Origin of the sequence: Streptomyces sp. NBC_00370 (assembly GCF_036084755.1) — a bacterium.
Lineage (GTDB): Bacteria > Actinomycetota > Actinomycetes > Streptomycetales > Streptomycetaceae > Streptomyces.
Window position 1 is genome coordinate 5,128,190 of record NZ_CP107968.1, and the last position, 13,753, is coordinate 5,141,942.

Sequence of the window (13,753 nt, forward strand, 5' to 3'; positions counted from 1 at the left end):
CATGCTGATCCCCCGTAGGGTCAAGCACCGTAAGCAGCACCACCCCAGCCGCAGTGGCAAGTCCAAGGGTGGTACGGCGGTTTCGTTCGGCGAGTACGGCATCCAGGCGCTGACCCCGGCGTACGTGACGAACCGTCAGATCGAGGCCGCGCGTATCGCGATGACCCGCCACATCAAGCGTGGCGGCAAGGTCTGGATCAACATCTACCCGGACCGTCCCATCACGAAGAAGCCCGCCGAGACCCGCATGGGTTCCGGTAAGGGTTCGCCCGAGTGGTGGATCGCGAACGTCAAGCCCGGTCGGGTGATGTTCGAACTGTCCTACCCGAACGAGAAGATTGCGCGTGAGGCGCTTACCCGCGCTGCTCACAAGCTTCCGATGAAGTGCCGGATTGTTCGGCGCGAGGCAGGTGAGTCGTGATGGCGGCCGGTACCCAGGCATCCGAGCTGCGCGAGCTGGGCAGCGAGGAGCTTGTTGGCAAGCTCCGCGAGGCCAAGGAAGAGCTGTTCAACCTCCGCTTCCAGGCGGCGACGGGACAGCTCGAGAACCATGGTCGGCTGAAGGCCGTCCGTAAGGACATCGCGCGGATCTACACCCTGATGCGTGAGCGCGAGCTGGGCATCGAGACGGTGGAGAGCGCCTGATGACTGAGAGCAACGTGACCGACAACAACACGGCCGCACGCGGCGACCGCAAGACCCGTGAGGGCCTTGTCGTCAGCGACAAGATGGACAAGACCGTCGTCGTCGCTGTCGAGGACCGCGTGAAGCACGCCCTGTACGGCAAGGTCATCCGCCGTACGAACAAGCTCAAGGCGCACGACGAGCAGAACGCCGCCGGCATCGGCGACCGCGTCCTCCTGATGGAGACCCGGCCGCTGTCCGCCACGAAGCGCTGGCGCATCGTCGAGATCCTTGAGAAGGCCAAGTAGTTCCAAGGCAGTAATCCCTCCGGGGGCATTCCCCCGGAGCAGTTCCGCCAGGCTCGGCGAGGTCCGTGAGTCACTCACGGACCTCGCCGGGAACCGGCAGACGATCAGGAGATAGACGTGATCCAGCAGGAGTCGCGACTGCGTGTCGCCGACAACACTGGTGCCAAGGAGATCCTTTGCATCCGTGTTCTCGGTGGCTCGGGTCGCCGCTACGCGGGCGTCGGTGACGTCATCGTCGCCACCGTCAAGGACGCGATCCCCGGTGGCAACGTGAAGAAGGGTGACGTCGTCAAGGCGGTCATCGTTCGCACCGTGAAGGAGCGCCGTCGTCCGGACGGTTCGTACATCCGCTTCGACGAGAACGCCGCCGTCATTCTGAAGAACGACGGCGACCCTCGCGGCACCCGTATCTTCGGCCCGGTCGGCCGTGAGCTGCGCGAGAAGAAGTTCATGAAGATCATCTCGCTCGCGCCGGAGGTGCTGTAAGCATGAAGATCAAGAAGGGCGACCTGGTTCAGGTCATCACCGGTAAGGACAAGGGCAAGCAGGGCAAGGTCATCGTGGCCTACCCCGAGCGTGACCGTGTTCTGGTCGAGGGTGTCAACCGGGTCAAGAAGCACACCAAGGCCGGTCAGACGGCCCGCGGTTCGCAGACCGGCGGCATTGTCACCACCGAGGCCCCCATCCACATCAGCAACGTTCAGCTGGTCGTGGAGAAGGACGGCAAGAAGGTCGTCACGCGCGTCGGCTACCGCTTTGACGACGAGGGCAACAAGATCCGCGTTGCCAAGCGGACCGGTGAGGACATCTGATGACGACCACCACCACTTCGCCGCGTCTGAAGACGCGCTACCGCGAAGAGATCGCCGGCAAGCTGCGTGACCAGTTCAAGTACGAGAACGTCATGCAGGTCCCCGGTCTTGTGAAGATCGTGGTCAACATGGGTGTGGGCGACGCCGCCCGCGACTCCAAGCTGATCGAGGGCGCCATCCGCGACCTCACCACGATCACCGGTCAGAAGCCGGCCGTCACCAAGGCCCGGAAGTCCATCGCGCAGTTCAAGCTGCGCGAGGGGCAGCCGATCGGTTGCCACGTCACACTCCGTGGCGACCGCATGTGGGAGTTCCTGGACCGTACGCTGTCGCTCGCGCTGCCGCGTATCCGTGACTTCCGCGGTCTGTCGCCGAAGCAGTTCGACGGCCGTGGCAACTACACCTTCGGTCTCACGGAGCAGGTCATGTTCCACGAGATCGACCAGGACAAGATCGACCGGGTCCGGGGCATGGACATCACCGTGGTCACCACGGCGACCAACGACGACGAGGGTCGTGCCCTCCTTCGTCACCTCGGCTTCCCGTTCAAGGAGAACTGACCGTGGCGAAGAAGGCTCTGATCGCTAAGGCCGCCCGTAAGCCGAAGTTCGGCGTGCGCGGTTACACCCGCTGCCAGCGCTGCGGCCGGCCCCACTCCGTCTACCGCAAGTTCGGCCTCTGCCGTGTGTGCCTTCGTGAGATGGCCCACCGCGGCGAGCTGCCGGGCGTGACCAAGAGCTCCTGGTAATCCCTTTTCTGGGATTTCCCGAAGCTCTCGGTAAGTAATTGGTTGGCGGGAGCCCACCCCCAAATGCCGTAGGCTAGTGGGGTTGGGCGCCCGCCGTCCCAAACGACTTACTACGCCGTAGGTCCCCGCACCGCACCCGTCCCGGCTCTGATCGGGGAGAGGGATGGCGCATACAGGAAACCCCGGCGAGAGAGGCCGAAGGCCAATACATGACCATGACTGATCCCATCGCAGACATGCTCACGCGTCTGCGTAACGCGAACTCGGCATACCACGACGACGTCGTGATGCCGCACAGCAAGATCAAGTCGCACATCGCGGAGATCCTCCAGCAGGAGGGCTTCATCACCGGCTGGAAGGTCGAGGACGCCGAAGTCGGCAAGAACCTCGTCCTGGAGCTGAAGTTCGGCCCGAACCGTGAACGTTCGATCGCCGGCATCAAGCGCATCTCCAAGCCGGGTCTGCGTGTGTACGCGAAGTCCACGAGTCTGCCGAAGGTTCTCGGCGGCCTGGGCGTGGCGATCATCTCCACGTCCCACGGTCTCCTGACCGGCCAGCAGGCCAGCAAGAAGGGCGTAGGTGGGGAAGTCCTCGCCTACGTCTGGTAGTCGGGAACGGAGGAGGAAAAGCTCATGTCGCGAATCGGCAAGCTCCCCATCCAGGTTCCCGCCGGTGTGGACGTCACCATCGATGGCCGTACGGTCGCCGTGAAGGGCCCCAAGGGTTCCCTCACGCACACTGTTGCGGCACCGATCGAGGTCACCAAGGGCGATGACGGCATCATCTCGGTGCTGCGCCCCAACGACGAGCGTCAGAACAAGGCCCTCCACGGCCTGTCTCGCACGCTGGTGGCGAACATGATCACCGGCGTGACCACGGGATACGTCAAGGCGCTCGAAATCAGTGGCGTTGGTTACCGTGTCCAGGCGAAGGGCTCCAACTTGGAGTTCGCGCTTGGCTACAGCCACCCGATCCTCATCGAGGCCCCTGAGGGCATCACCTTCAAGGTCGAGAACCCGACGAAGTTCTCCGTCGAGGGCATCGACAAGCAGAAGGTCGGCGAGGTCGCCGCCAAAATCCGCAAGCTGCGGAAGCCTGACCCGTACAAGGCCAAGGGTGTCAGGTACGCGGGCGAGGTCATCCGCCGCAAGGTCGGAAAGGCTGGTAAGTAAGCCATGGCATACGGTGTGAAGATCGCCAAGGGCAAGGCCTACAAGGCCGCTGCCATCAAGCGCCGTCACATTCGCGTCCGCAAGAGGGTGTCGGGCACGCAGGAGCGCCCCCGCCTCGTCGTGACGCGTTCCAACCGCCACATGGTGGCTCAGGTCGTGGACGACATCGCGGGCCACACGCTCGCTTCGGCGTCGACACTGGACACTTCGATCCGCGGCACCGAGGGCGACAAGAGCGCCCAGGCGAAGCAGGTCGGGGCCCTGGTCGCCGAGCGCGCCAAGGCCGCCGGTATCGAGGCTGTCGTCTTCGACCGTGGTGGCAACCAGTACGCCGGGCGGATTGCCGCTCTGGCTGACGCCGCCCGCGAAGCCGGGCTGAAGTTCTGAGCCCCGGTTCCTACGCAAAGCGGACGTAACAGAGAGAGGTAAACAAATGCCTGGACCCCAGCGCCGCGGAAGCGGTGCCGGTGGCGGCGAGCGGCGGGACCGGAAGGGCCGTGACGGCGGCGCGTCTGCCGCCGAGAAGACCGCGTACGTTGAGCGCGTCGTCGCGATCAACCGCGTCGCCAAGGTTGTCAAGGGTGGTCGTCGCTTCAGCTTCACCGCGCTCGTCGTGGTGGGTGACGGTGACGGCACCGTGGGTGTCGGTTACGGCAAGGCCAAGGAGGTGCCGGCCGCCATCGCCAAGGGTGTTGAGGAGGCCAAGAAGCACTTCTTCAAGGTCCCCCGTATCCAGGGCACCATCCCGCACCCGATCCAGGGTGAGAAGGCCGCGGGCGTCGTCCTGCTGAAGCCTGCTTCCCCCGGTACCGGCGTTATCGCCGGTGGTCCGGTGCGTGCCGTGCTCGAGTGCGCCGGCGTCCACGACATCCTGTCGAAGTCGCTCGGTTCCTCGAACCCCATCAACATCGTGCACGCGACCGTGGCGGCCCTCCAGGGCCTGCAGCGTCCCGAGGAGATCGCGGCCCGCCGCGGTCTGCCCCTTGAGGACGTCGCCCCCGCGGCTCTGCTCCGTGCGCGTGCGGGAGCGGGTGCGTAATGGCTCGCCTCAAGATCACGCAGACGAAGTCGTACATCGGTAGCAAGCAGAACCACCGCGACACCCTGCGTTCGCTCGGGCTCAAGCGCCTGAACGACGTGGTTGTCAAGGAGGACCGTCCCGAGTTCCGCGGCATGGCGAACACCGTGCGGCACCTCGTCACGGTCGAGGAGGTCGACTGACATGGCGGAGAACAACCCGCTGAAGGTCCACAACCTCCGGCCTGCCCCGGGCGCCAAGACCGCCAAGACCCGTGTGGGTCGTGGTGAGGCGTCCAAGGGTAAGACCGCAGGTCGTGGCACCAAGGGCACCAAGGCCCGTTACCAGGTTCCGGCGCGCTTCGAGGGTGGGCAGATGCCCCTCCACATGCGTCTGCCGAAGCTCAAGGGCTTCAAGAACCCGTTTCGTACCGAGTATCAGGTCGTCAACCTGGACAAGCTCGGCGCTCTCTACCCCGAGGGCGGCGAGGTCACGGTGGCCGATCTGATCACCAAGGGCGCGGTTCGCAAGAACAGCCTCGTCAAGGTCCTGGGCCAGGGCGAGATCTCCGTGGCGCTGCAGGTTTCGGTTGACGCCGTCTCCGGCTCCGCCAAGGAGAAGATTGCCGCCGCCGGCGGCACCGTCACCGAGCTCGTCTGAGACATTTCGGACACGTCGGTGGATTGATTCAACCAGCCGGGGATGCCTCTACTAAGGGGGCATCCCCGGTTGGTCGTTGGTTGGCCGTTCCACCTGAAGCACTGCCGCCGGTATGGTGGCGTTGCATTGCTGCTGCATTACACCGAGGGTTCTCTCTCGGACCGTATCCGTCGATCCTCAATACCGTCACCTCTGACGCAGTAGCGCGGGGGTCGCAGGAGGCACCGTGCTCACCGCGTTCGCCCGGGCGTTCAGGACGCCCGACCTGCGCAAGAAGCTGCTCTTCACACTCGGCATGATCGTGCTGTACCGGCTCGGGGCGCACATCCCCGTCCCCGGTGTCAGCTACACGAACGTCCAGACGTGTGTCGACGCGGCCCAGAAGGGCAACAACAGCCTGTTCGGTCTGGTGAACATGTTCAGCGGCGGGGCACTGCTGCAGATCACGATCTTCGCGCTCGGCATCATGCCGTACATCACAGCGAGCATCATTCTGCAGCTGCTGACCGTGGTCATCCCCAGGCTGGAAGCCCTCAAGAAGGAGGGCTCCTCAGGTCAGACGAAGATCACGCAGTACACGCGTTATCTGACCGTGGCCCTCGCCATCCTGCAGGGCACCGGCCTCGTCGCCACCGCCCGCAGCGGAGCGCTCTTCAGCGGCTGCCCGGTCGCTTCGGAGATCGTCCCCGACCAGTCGATCTTCACCACCGTCGTGATGGTGGTCACCATGACCGCCGGTACCTGCGCCGTCATGTGGCTCGGTGAGCTCATCACCGACAAGGGCATCGGCAACGGCATGTCGATCCTCATGTTCATCTCGATCGCCGCCGGCTTCCCCGGTTCGCTCTGGGCCATCAAGCAGAGCGGTCACCTGGCCAAGGGCTGGATCGAGTTCGGGACGGTCATCCTCATCGGCTTCGTGATGGTCGGGCTCGTGGTCTTCGTCGAACAGGCGCAGCGCCGCATCCCCGTGCAGTACGCGAAGCGCATGATCGGCCGCAGGTCGTACGGCGGTACGTCGACCTACATCCCGCTCAAGGTCAACCAGGCGGGTGTGATCCCCGTCATCTTCGCCTCGTCGCTGCTCTACATCCCGGCGCTGGTCGCGCAGTTCTCCAACTCGCAGTCGGGCTGGAAGACCTGGATCGAGGGCCACTTCGTCAAGGGCGACCACCCGTACTACATCGTCACGTACTTCCTGTTGATCGTGTTCTTCGCCTTCTTCTACGTGGCGATCTCGTTCAACCCTGAAGAAGTCGCTGACAACATGAAGAAGTATGGTGGCTTCATCCCGGGTATCCGGGCGGGCCGGCCCACCGCCGAGTACCTGAGCTACGTGCTCAACAGGATCACTTGGCCAGGCTCGCTGTACCTGGGACTGATCGCTCTTGTGCCGACACTGGCGTTGGCAGGCTACGGCGGTGCGAACCAGAACTTCCCGTTCGGCGGGACGAGCATCCTGATCATCGTGGGTGTGGGTCTGGAGACCGTGAAGCAGATCGAGAGCCAGCTTCAGCAGCGCAATTACGAAGGGTTCCTCCGCTGATGCGAATCGTCCTCGTCGGACCGCCCGGTGCCGGCAAGGGAACGCAGGCCGCGTACCTTGCCAAGAACCTCTCGATCCCGCACATTTCCACGGGCGACCTCTTCCGTGCCAACATCAGTCAGGGCACGGACCTGGGCAAACAGGCGAAATCGTTCATGGACGAGGGCAAGCTGGTCCCCGACGAGGTCACGATCGCCATGGCGCAGGACCGGATGAAGCAGCCGGACGCCGTCAACGGCTTCCTGCTGGACGGCTTCCCGCGCAACGTGTCGCAGGCGAAGGCACTGGACGCGGCGCTCGCCGCCGACGGTGTGAAGCTGGACGCGGTGCTCGACCTGGAGGTCCCCGAGGACGAGGTCGTGAAGCGGATCGCCGGCCGCCGGGTCTGCCGTAACGACAGCTCGCACGTCTTCCACGTCACCTACAGCCCCCCGAAGCGCGAGGGCGTGTGTGACGAGTGCGGCGGCGAGCTGTACCAGCGGGACGACGACTCCGAGGAGACCGTCCGGACCCGTCTTGAGGTCTACCACACGCAGACCGAGCCGATCATCGACCACTACAGGTCCCAGGGCCTCGTGATCACGATCTCCGCGCTCGGCAAGGTCACCGAGGTGACCGACCGCGCGATGGAGGCGCTCCGGCGCGACGACGAGGCCGCGTAGCGCCTTCGGCGAGTGTGTGCGGTGTGCAGTTCAGAGTGACGTTACGGCCGCGGTGTCCCCGGACGCCGCGGCCGTACTGTTGAGTACGGATCGTTGAGTCACGGATCGTCCGAGTCAGGTGGAAGGCGCACAACCATGGTGCAGATCAAGACCCCCGAGCAGATCGCGAAGATGCGCGAGGCGGGGCTGGTCGTCGCCGCTGTGCACGCGGCCACGGCCGAGGCCGCGGTTCCGGGTGCCACCACGAAGGACCTCGACCTGGTCGCCCGCAAGGTGCTCGCCGATCATGACGCGAAGCCGAACTTCCTCGGGTACGGCGGCTTCCCCGCGACGATCTGCACGTCCGTGAACGAGGTCGTGGTGCACGGCATCCCGGACGACAAGACCGTCCTCAAGGAGGGCGACATCATCTCCATCGACGCCGGCGCGATCGTGGACGGCTGGCACGGCGACGCCGCCTTCACCGCGTTCGTCGGCGAGGGCCACGCGCCCGAGCTGGTCGAGCTGTCCCGGGTGACCGAGGAGTCGATGTGGGCGGGCATCGCCGCGATGCGCAACGGCGCCCGGCTGGTCGACGTGTCGCGCGCGATCGAGACGTACATCCGCCGCCAGCCGCGGCCCGGCGGCGGCAAGTACGGGATCGTCGAGGACTACGGCGGCCACGGCATCGGCACCGAGATGCACATGGACCCGCACCTGCTGAACTATGTCTCCCGCAAGCGCGGCAAGGGCCCCAAGCTGATCCCCGGCTTCTGCCTCGCGATCGAGCCGATGGTCTCGCTCGGCACCCCGCACACCGAGGTGCTGGCGGACGAGTGGACGGTCATCACGACCGACGGCACCTGGTCATCGCACTGGGAGCACTCGATCGCGCTGACCGAGGAGGGCCCGCTGGTGCTGACCGCCCCCGACGGGGGCAAGGCGAAGCTGGCCGAGCTGGGCGTGACCGCCGCGCCGGACCCGCTGGCCTGATGTGCGCGTTGCTTAAAAATCTCTGGTAGTGGGCACACTTCTCGGATTCGTCTTTTCGAGGGTGCTGTCGTAGACTGACGCGTCGGCTCTGGTGTATCCGTGTGTCCGCATGCAGCAACGCATGAGGATGCCGAGTGGCCGGAGTCGATCAAGGTAGCCGATTCGAAGGGCGAAGCGTGGCCAAGAAGCAAGGTGCCATCGAAATTGAGGGCACCGTGATCGAGTCCCTCCCGAATGCCATGTTCAGGGTGGAGCTCCAGAACGGTCACAAGGTCCTCGCGCACATCAGCGGCAAGATGCGGATGCACTACATCCGGATCCTTCCCGATGACCGGGTCGTGGTGGAGCTGTCTCCGTACGACCTGACGCGTGGCCGGATCGTCTACCGATACAAGTAGATCTTGCCGCCGCCCGTTCTTGGGCGTTGGCACTGACCCGGAGAACCTCAATCCCATGAAGGTCAAGCCGAGCGTCAAGAAGATCTGCGACAAGTGCAAGGTGATCCGCCGTCACGGTCGGGTCATGGTCATCTGCGACAACCTGCGCCACAAGCAGCGCCAGGGCTGACGCACGACCCCCTGCCTTACCGCAGTACTTCGCGCGACGCGAGCAATCGTAATCACGCAGTGTCCGACATAGAGCACACCTGGTGTGCGAATGCCGACACCTCCGGCGGAGGCCGGAGACCCGACCGCAGTCGCTGTGAAGCTCCTGCGGACACCGGGACCGACACTGCGGAAGACCTCCGAAATCATCAGGAGCCATGAATGGCACGCCTCGCAGGCGTTGACCTCCCGCGCGAAAAGCGCGTCGAGGTCGCCCTCACGTACGTCTTCGGTATCGGGCGCACCCGGTCCAAGGAGACGCTCGCCGCCACGGGAGTCAGCCCCGACGTCCGCGTCCGCGACCTTGCCGAGGAAGACCTCGTCAAGATCCGCGAGTACGTCGACGCCAACCTCAAGACCGAGGGTGACCTCCGCCGTGAGGTCGCCGCCGACATCCGCCGCAAGGTGGAGATCGGCTGCTACCAGGGTCTTCGGCACCGTCGTGGCCTGCCGGTGCACGGTCAGCGCACCAGCACGAACGCTCGTACCCGCAAGGGTCCGCGTCGCGCCATTGCCGGCAAGAAGAAGCCGGGCAAGAAGTAGTCCTCAGCCGGACGCTTATCAGCGGTCTTCGCTGTAGGACCGACCACCTCCACGCAGGAGTAAAGACATGCCTCCGAAGGGCCGTCAGGGCGCAGCCAAGAAGGTGCGCCGCAAGGAAAAGAAGAACGTCGCTCACGGGCACGCCCACATCAAGAGCACGTTCAACAACACCATCGTCTCGATCACCGACCCCTCGGGCAACGTGATCTCCTGGGCCTCCGCCGGCCACGTCGGCTTCAAGGGCTCGCGTAAGTCCACTCCCTTCGCCGCGCAGATGGCCGCCGAGTCGGCCGCCCGTCGCGCGCAGGAGCACGGCATGCGCAAGGTCGACGTCTTCGTCAAGGGTCCCGGCTCCGGCCGTGAGACCGCGATCCGCTCCCTCCAGGCCACCGGCCTTGAGGTGGGTTCGATCCAGGACGTCACCCCCACCCCGCACAACGGCTGCCGTCCGCCCAAGCGCCGCCGCGTCTGAGGCCCGGTTGTCTCGCACGCCTTGAGTGTCCGGGCGGTACGGCTCGTAAGGGCCGTGCCGCCCGTACCCTTGAGACTGTGCAGTGGGTTTTGGCTGCACGGTGAGTTTGAGCAGTACTGAAGGACGTCAAATAGCGGGCGTCCCCAAAAGAAGGAATCACGCATGCTTATCGCTCAGCGTCCGTCGCTGACCGAAGAGGTCGTCGACGAATACCGCTCCCGGTTCGTCATCGAGCCGCTGGAGCCGGGTTTCGGTTACACGCTCGGTAACTCCCTCCGCCGTACGCTCCTCTCCTCGATCCCCGGTGCCGCTGTCACCAGCATCCGGATCGACGGAGTCCTGCACGAGTTCACCACCGTGCCGGGCGTCAAGGAGGACGTGACCGACCTCATCCTCAACATCAAGCAGCTGGTCGTCTCCTCGGAGCACGACGAGCCGGTCGTGATGTACCTGCGCAAGCAGGGTCCCGGCCTGGTCACCGCCGCCGACATCGCGCCCCCGGCCGGTGTCGAGGTGCACAACCCGGACCTCGTCCTCGCCACGCTCAACGGCAAGGGCAAGCTGGAGATGGAGCTGACCGTCGAGCGCGGTCGCGGCTACGTCTCCGCCGTCCAGAACAAGCAGGTGGGCCAGGAGATCGGCCGGATCCCGGTCGACTCCATCTACTCGCCGGTGCTCAAGGTCACGTACAAGGTCGAGGCGACCCGTGTCGAGCAGCGCACCGACTTCGACAAGCTGATCGTCGACGTCGAGACCAAGCAGGCCATGCGGCCGCGCGACGCCATGGCGTCCGCCGGTAAGACGCTGGTCGAGCTGTTCGGTCTGGCGCGCGAGCTCAACATCGACGCCGAGGGCATCGACATGGGCCCGTCGCCGACGGACGCGGCACTCGCCGCCGATCTCGCCCTGCCGATCGAGGAGCTTGAGCTCACCGTTCGGTCGTACAACTGCCTCAAGCGCGAGGGCATCCACTCCGTGGGTGAGCTCGTGGCGCGTTCCGAGGCCGACCTGCTCGACATCCGCAACTTCGGTGCGAAGTCGATCGACGAGGTCAAGGCGAAGCTGGCCGGCATGGGCCTGGCGCTCAAGGACAGCCCGCCCGGATTCGACCCGACCGCCGCCGCCGACGCCTTCGGTGCCGACGACGACGCGGACGCGGGTTTCGTGGAGACCGAGCAGTACTGAGCAGTCCCTCGAATTTCCCGGGGCGGCCGCTCCGGGGGAACTGACATCGGTACCTGATACGGCCGGTGCAGATATGAAGGAGTAACACCATGCCTCAGCCCGCCAAGGGTGCCCGTCTGGGCGGCAGCGGCGCGCACGAGAAGCTTCTCCTCGCGAACCTCGCGAAGTCGCTCTTCGAGCACGGCCGTATCACCACCACCGAGGCGAAGGCCCGCCGTGTGCGGCCCGTCGCCGAGCGTCTGATCACCAAGGCGAAGCGGGGCGACATCCACAACCGTCGCCAGGTGCTGCAGTCGATCACCGACAAGTCGGTCGTGCACACCCTCTTCACCGAGATCGCGCCGCGGTACGAGAACCGCCCCGGTGGCTACACCCGCATCACCAAGATCGGCAACCGTCGTGGCGACAACGCCCCGATGGCGGTCATCGAGCTGGTCGAGGCCCTGACCGTGGCGCAGGCTGCCACCGGTGAGGCCGAGGCGGCGACGAAGCGCGCGGTCAAGGAGGACGCCCTGAAGAAGGACGCCCCCGCCGAGACCGTCGAGGACGCGAAGCCGGTCGAGGACGCGAAGCCCGCGGAAGCGGCTGACGAGTCCAAGGACGCCTGACGTCCGAAGAACGGGCCCGCTCCCTTTGGGGGGGCGGGCCCGTTCTTGTGTTTGAATGACGCAACCGTACGAGAGTTGCGGACTACGAGAGACAGAGATTTCTGCCCGGTGACGGAGTCGGCGTGGGGTGTGTGTCCCCGCTCCACGCCAGAACTGGACGGTTCCAGGCGACGACCCCGAGTGGGCGGCGCCCCGCCGGGCAGCGAAGAGGATACGCCGTGTCGTCGGCGCCTTATCGTCAGCTGCTGCGCACTCCTGGTGCAGCGGCCTTCTTCCTGACCGCCACAGCGGGCCGCATCGGCATCGCGATGACCAGCCTCGGCATCGTCTGGCTGGTGCACGGCCGGACGGACTCCTATGCCACGGCCGGGTTGGTGAGCGGCGGGTTCGCCGTCGCCGAGGCCCTGGCCGGGCCCCAACTGGCGCGGCTCATCGACCACTTCGGCCAGAGCCGGGTACTGCCGCCCGCCCTGCTCGCCCATGCGGGGGCCGTGACGGCGCTGCTGGCGCTGGTCGCCGGCGGCAGCCCGGCCTGGCTCATGACGGCGGGCGGGGTGCTGGCGGGCGCCACGATCCCGCAGCTGGGCGCGCTGTCCGCCGCTCGCTGGGTGGCGCTGCTGGGCGAGAAGCGGCCGGCGGAGCTGCCCAGCGCCTTCGCGCTGGAGTCGCTGAGCAACGCACTCGGCTACCTGGCGGGACCGACCCTGGTCAGCGCGCTCGGAGCCGCCGGGCATCCGGCGCCGGGCACCGTACTGGCGGCGGCCTTGGTGGTGGCCGGGGGAGGGGCGTTCGCCGCGCAGCGCGGTACGGCGCCACCGCCTGTGCGGTCGGCGGCGTCCGGGTCGGCCGTGGGACCGGGCAGCTCGCTGTTGCGGCCCGCGTTCGCTGTGCTGGTGGGGCTCAACCTCGCCATCGGCGTGTACTTCGGCGCCGTACAGGTGTCCGTGACGGCCTTCGCGACCGAGCACCACGCGGCAGCCACGGCGGCGCCGATCTTCGCGGTGTCGAGCGGCAGCGGGCTGCTGGCCGGGTGGCTGTACGGGCTGTGGCGCTGGCGTACCCCGCCCCGTACGCAACTGGCCGTGGCCACGGCTGTGTTGGCGCTCGGCAGCCTGCTGCTGCTCGCGGCGGGCTCGCCGTTGGCGCTGGGCTCCGTGGTCGTACTCACCGGCGCGGCTGTGCCGCCCGTCCTGGTGCTGCTGTCGGTCCTGGCCGAATCTGCCGTCCACCGGGCCGTTCTGACGCAGGGTTTTACCTGGCTCAACTCGGCCGGTGCGGCGGGCGCCGCGGGTGCGGCGGCGGTGTCCGGCAGGGCGGTGGACACCTTCGGCGCGCAGGGCGGCTTCGCGATCGGGGCTGCGGCGACCACGACGATGGCGGCGCTGGCCGTCGCCGCCCTGCGGGTCAGATCCCGGGACCGTAGCCGGGGTCCGGCTGCTTCCGGGGGGTCCACCACTCGGTGAGCCCCCACACGGCGAACGCGAGCGAGGCCAGCGCCACGAGCACGGCGACCCAGGGCCGTTGGCCCCAGCGGGTGGCCAACGCCCAGGTGCAGAGCGGGACCAGGGCGCCGCCGAGCACGATGAGCGGCAGGTCGATGAAGAGCACGCTCAGATCGCGCGCGTGCCCCTCGAACCCCCCGTCGACACTGACGGCGGCCTGCGGCGCCCAGACAACCGGCGCGACCGCCGCCCCCACCCCGGCAAGCAGACACCCGGCCCCACCGCCGCCCCGCTCCGGGCGCGCACCCGCGCTTCCCTCGTCCATGCCCGCAAGGGACGCGCGGGGGCGGGTGCGCGGTTCCGGGGCGCTACCTCG

General features: G+C 66.5%; 24 protein-coding genes. 23 read left to right on the forward strand and 1 reads right to left on the reverse strand.

What is annotated here, in order from left to right:
- The first annotated feature begins 1 nt into the window (after position 1).
- From rplP to OHS57_RS23145, 23 genes are all read left to right on the forward strand, one after another.
- The gene (rplP, locus tag OHS57_RS23035) at positions 2-421 is read left to right on the forward strand and encodes a 50S ribosomal protein L16 (RefSeq protein WP_041985730.1); all 420 of its coding nucleotides are present in this window, start codon (positions 2-4) and stop codon (positions 419-421) included.
- Complete coding sequence (rpmC, locus tag OHS57_RS23040) at positions 421-645, forward strand: 50S ribosomal protein L29 (protein WP_041985727.1); 225 nt, start codon at positions 421-423, stop codon at positions 643-645. Before rplP ends, rpmC begins: the two co-directional genes overlap by 1 nt.
- The gene (rpsQ, locus tag OHS57_RS23045) at positions 645-932 is read left to right on the forward strand and encodes a 30S ribosomal protein S17 (protein WP_041985724.1); all 288 of its coding nucleotides are present in this window, start codon (positions 645-647) and stop codon (positions 930-932) included. Before rpmC ends, rpsQ begins: the two co-directional genes overlap by 1 nt.
- Before the next feature lie 117 nt (positions 933-1,049).
- Complete coding sequence (gene rplN, locus OHS57_RS23050) at positions 1,050-1,418, forward strand: 50S ribosomal protein L14 (RefSeq protein WP_041985720.1); 369 nt, start codon at positions 1,050-1,052, stop codon at positions 1,416-1,418.
- A 2-nt stretch (positions 1,419-1,420) separates the two neighbouring features.
- Positions 1,421-1,744 (forward strand): 50S ribosomal protein L24, encoded by a 324-nt coding sequence (gene rplX, locus OHS57_RS23055; RefSeq protein ID WP_041985718.1) that lies wholly within the window; start codon positions 1,421-1,423, stop codon positions 1,742-1,744.
- Positions 1,744-2,304, forward strand: coding sequence for a 50S ribosomal protein L5 (rplE, locus tag OHS57_RS23060; RefSeq protein WP_041985714.1), 561 nt, complete (start codon positions 1,744-1,746; stop codon positions 2,302-2,304). Before rplX ends, rplE begins: the two co-directional genes overlap by 1 nt.
- Before the next feature lie 2 nt (positions 2,305-2,306).
- Positions 2,307-2,492: a type Z 30S ribosomal protein S14 gene (locus OHS57_RS23065; RefSeq protein ID WP_003948630.1), complete on the forward strand. Its 186-nt coding sequence runs from the start codon at positions 2,307-2,309 to the stop codon at positions 2,490-2,492.
- A gap of 209 nt (positions 2,493-2,701) precedes the next feature.
- A complete protein-coding gene (gene rpsH / locus OHS57_RS23070) occupies positions 2,702-3,100 on the forward strand; it encodes a 30S ribosomal protein S8 (protein ID WP_041985707.1) in 399 nt (132 codons plus the stop codon).
- A 24-nt stretch (positions 3,101-3,124) separates the two neighbouring features.
- Positions 3,125-3,664 (forward strand): 50S ribosomal protein L6, encoded by a 540-nt coding sequence (gene rplF, locus OHS57_RS23075; protein ID WP_041985705.1) that lies wholly within the window; start codon positions 3,125-3,127, stop codon positions 3,662-3,664.
- A gap of 3 nt (positions 3,665-3,667) precedes the next feature.
- Positions 3,668-4,051 (forward strand): 50S ribosomal protein L18, encoded by a 384-nt coding sequence (gene rplR / locus OHS57_RS23080; protein ID WP_041985701.1) that lies wholly within the window; start codon positions 3,668-3,670, stop codon positions 4,049-4,051.
- A gap of 46 nt (positions 4,052-4,097) precedes the next feature.
- The gene (gene rpsE / locus OHS57_RS23085; protein ID WP_041985700.1) at positions 4,098-4,703 is read left to right on the forward strand and encodes a 30S ribosomal protein S5; all 606 of its coding nucleotides are present in this window, start codon (positions 4,098-4,100) and stop codon (positions 4,701-4,703) included.
- On the forward strand, positions 4,703-4,885 hold the full coding sequence (rpmD, locus tag OHS57_RS23090; protein ID WP_041985698.1) for a 50S ribosomal protein L30: 183 nt from the start codon (positions 4,703-4,705) through the stop codon (positions 4,883-4,885). The genes rpsE and rpmD overlap by 1 nt, the downstream gene beginning before the upstream one ends.
- Position 4,886: 1 nt before the next feature.
- Complete coding sequence (gene rplO / locus OHS57_RS23095) at positions 4,887-5,342, forward strand: 50S ribosomal protein L15 (protein WP_041985696.1); 456 nt, start codon at positions 4,887-4,889, stop codon at positions 5,340-5,342.
- Between the two features lie 226 nt (positions 5,343-5,568).
- Positions 5,569-6,888: a preprotein translocase subunit SecY gene (gene secY / locus OHS57_RS23100; protein WP_041985693.1), complete on the forward strand. Its 1,320-nt coding sequence runs from the start codon at positions 5,569-5,571 to the stop codon at positions 6,886-6,888.
- Positions 6,888-7,550 carry an adenylate kinase gene (locus OHS57_RS23105; protein WP_041985691.1) on the forward strand — a complete coding sequence of 221 codons (663 nt, stop codon included), beginning with the start codon at positions 6,888-6,890 and terminating at the stop codon, positions 7,548-7,550. Before secY ends, OHS57_RS23105 begins: the two co-directional genes overlap by 1 nt.
- 135 nt (positions 7,551-7,685) lie before the next feature.
- On the forward strand, positions 7,686-8,522 hold the full coding sequence (gene map / locus OHS57_RS23110) for a type I methionyl aminopeptidase (protein ID WP_328583198.1): 837 nt from the start codon (positions 7,686-7,688) through the stop codon (positions 8,520-8,522).
- Positions 8,523-8,698: 176 nt separating this feature from the next.
- Complete coding sequence (gene infA, locus OHS57_RS23115) at positions 8,699-8,920, forward strand: translation initiation factor IF-1 (RefSeq protein WP_014047798.1); 222 nt, start codon at positions 8,699-8,701, stop codon at positions 8,918-8,920.
- A 55-nt stretch (positions 8,921-8,975) separates the two neighbouring features.
- The gene (gene rpmJ / locus OHS57_RS23120) at positions 8,976-9,089 is read left to right on the forward strand and encodes a 50S ribosomal protein L36 (protein ID WP_003956441.1); all 114 of its coding nucleotides are present in this window, start codon (positions 8,976-8,978) and stop codon (positions 9,087-9,089) included.
- A 200-nt stretch (positions 9,090-9,289) separates the two neighbouring features.
- Complete coding sequence (gene rpsM, locus OHS57_RS23125; protein ID WP_041985677.1) at positions 9,290-9,670, forward strand: 30S ribosomal protein S13; 381 nt, start codon at positions 9,290-9,292, stop codon at positions 9,668-9,670.
- 67 nt (positions 9,671-9,737) lie between these two features.
- Positions 9,738-10,142, forward strand: coding sequence for a 30S ribosomal protein S11 (gene rpsK, locus OHS57_RS23130; RefSeq protein WP_003956432.1), 405 nt, complete (start codon positions 9,738-9,740; stop codon positions 10,140-10,142).
- A gap of 162 nt (positions 10,143-10,304) precedes the next feature.
- Positions 10,305-11,327 carry a DNA-directed RNA polymerase subunit alpha gene (locus OHS57_RS23135; protein WP_003956430.1) on the forward strand — a complete coding sequence of 341 codons (1,023 nt, stop codon included), beginning with the start codon at positions 10,305-10,307 and terminating at the stop codon, positions 11,325-11,327.
- A gap of 89 nt (positions 11,328-11,416) precedes the next feature.
- Entirely contained in the window at positions 11,417-11,935 is a 519-nt protein-coding gene (gene rplQ, locus OHS57_RS23140; protein ID WP_041985673.1) for a 50S ribosomal protein L17, read from the forward strand.
- 218 nt (positions 11,936-12,153) lie between these two features.
- Entirely contained in the window at positions 12,154-13,398 is a 1,245-nt protein-coding gene (locus tag OHS57_RS23145) for an MFS transporter (RefSeq protein ID WP_328583199.1), read from the forward strand.
- Here the strand turns inward: OHS57_RS23145 and OHS57_RS23150 are convergent.
- A complete protein-coding gene (locus OHS57_RS23150; protein ID WP_328583200.1) occupies positions 13,340-13,702 on the reverse strand; it encodes a hypothetical protein in 363 nt (120 codons plus the stop codon). The two genes, OHS57_RS23145 and OHS57_RS23150, sit on opposite strands and share 59 nt — an antisense overlap.
- Between the last annotated feature and the right edge of the window lie 51 nt (positions 13,703-13,753).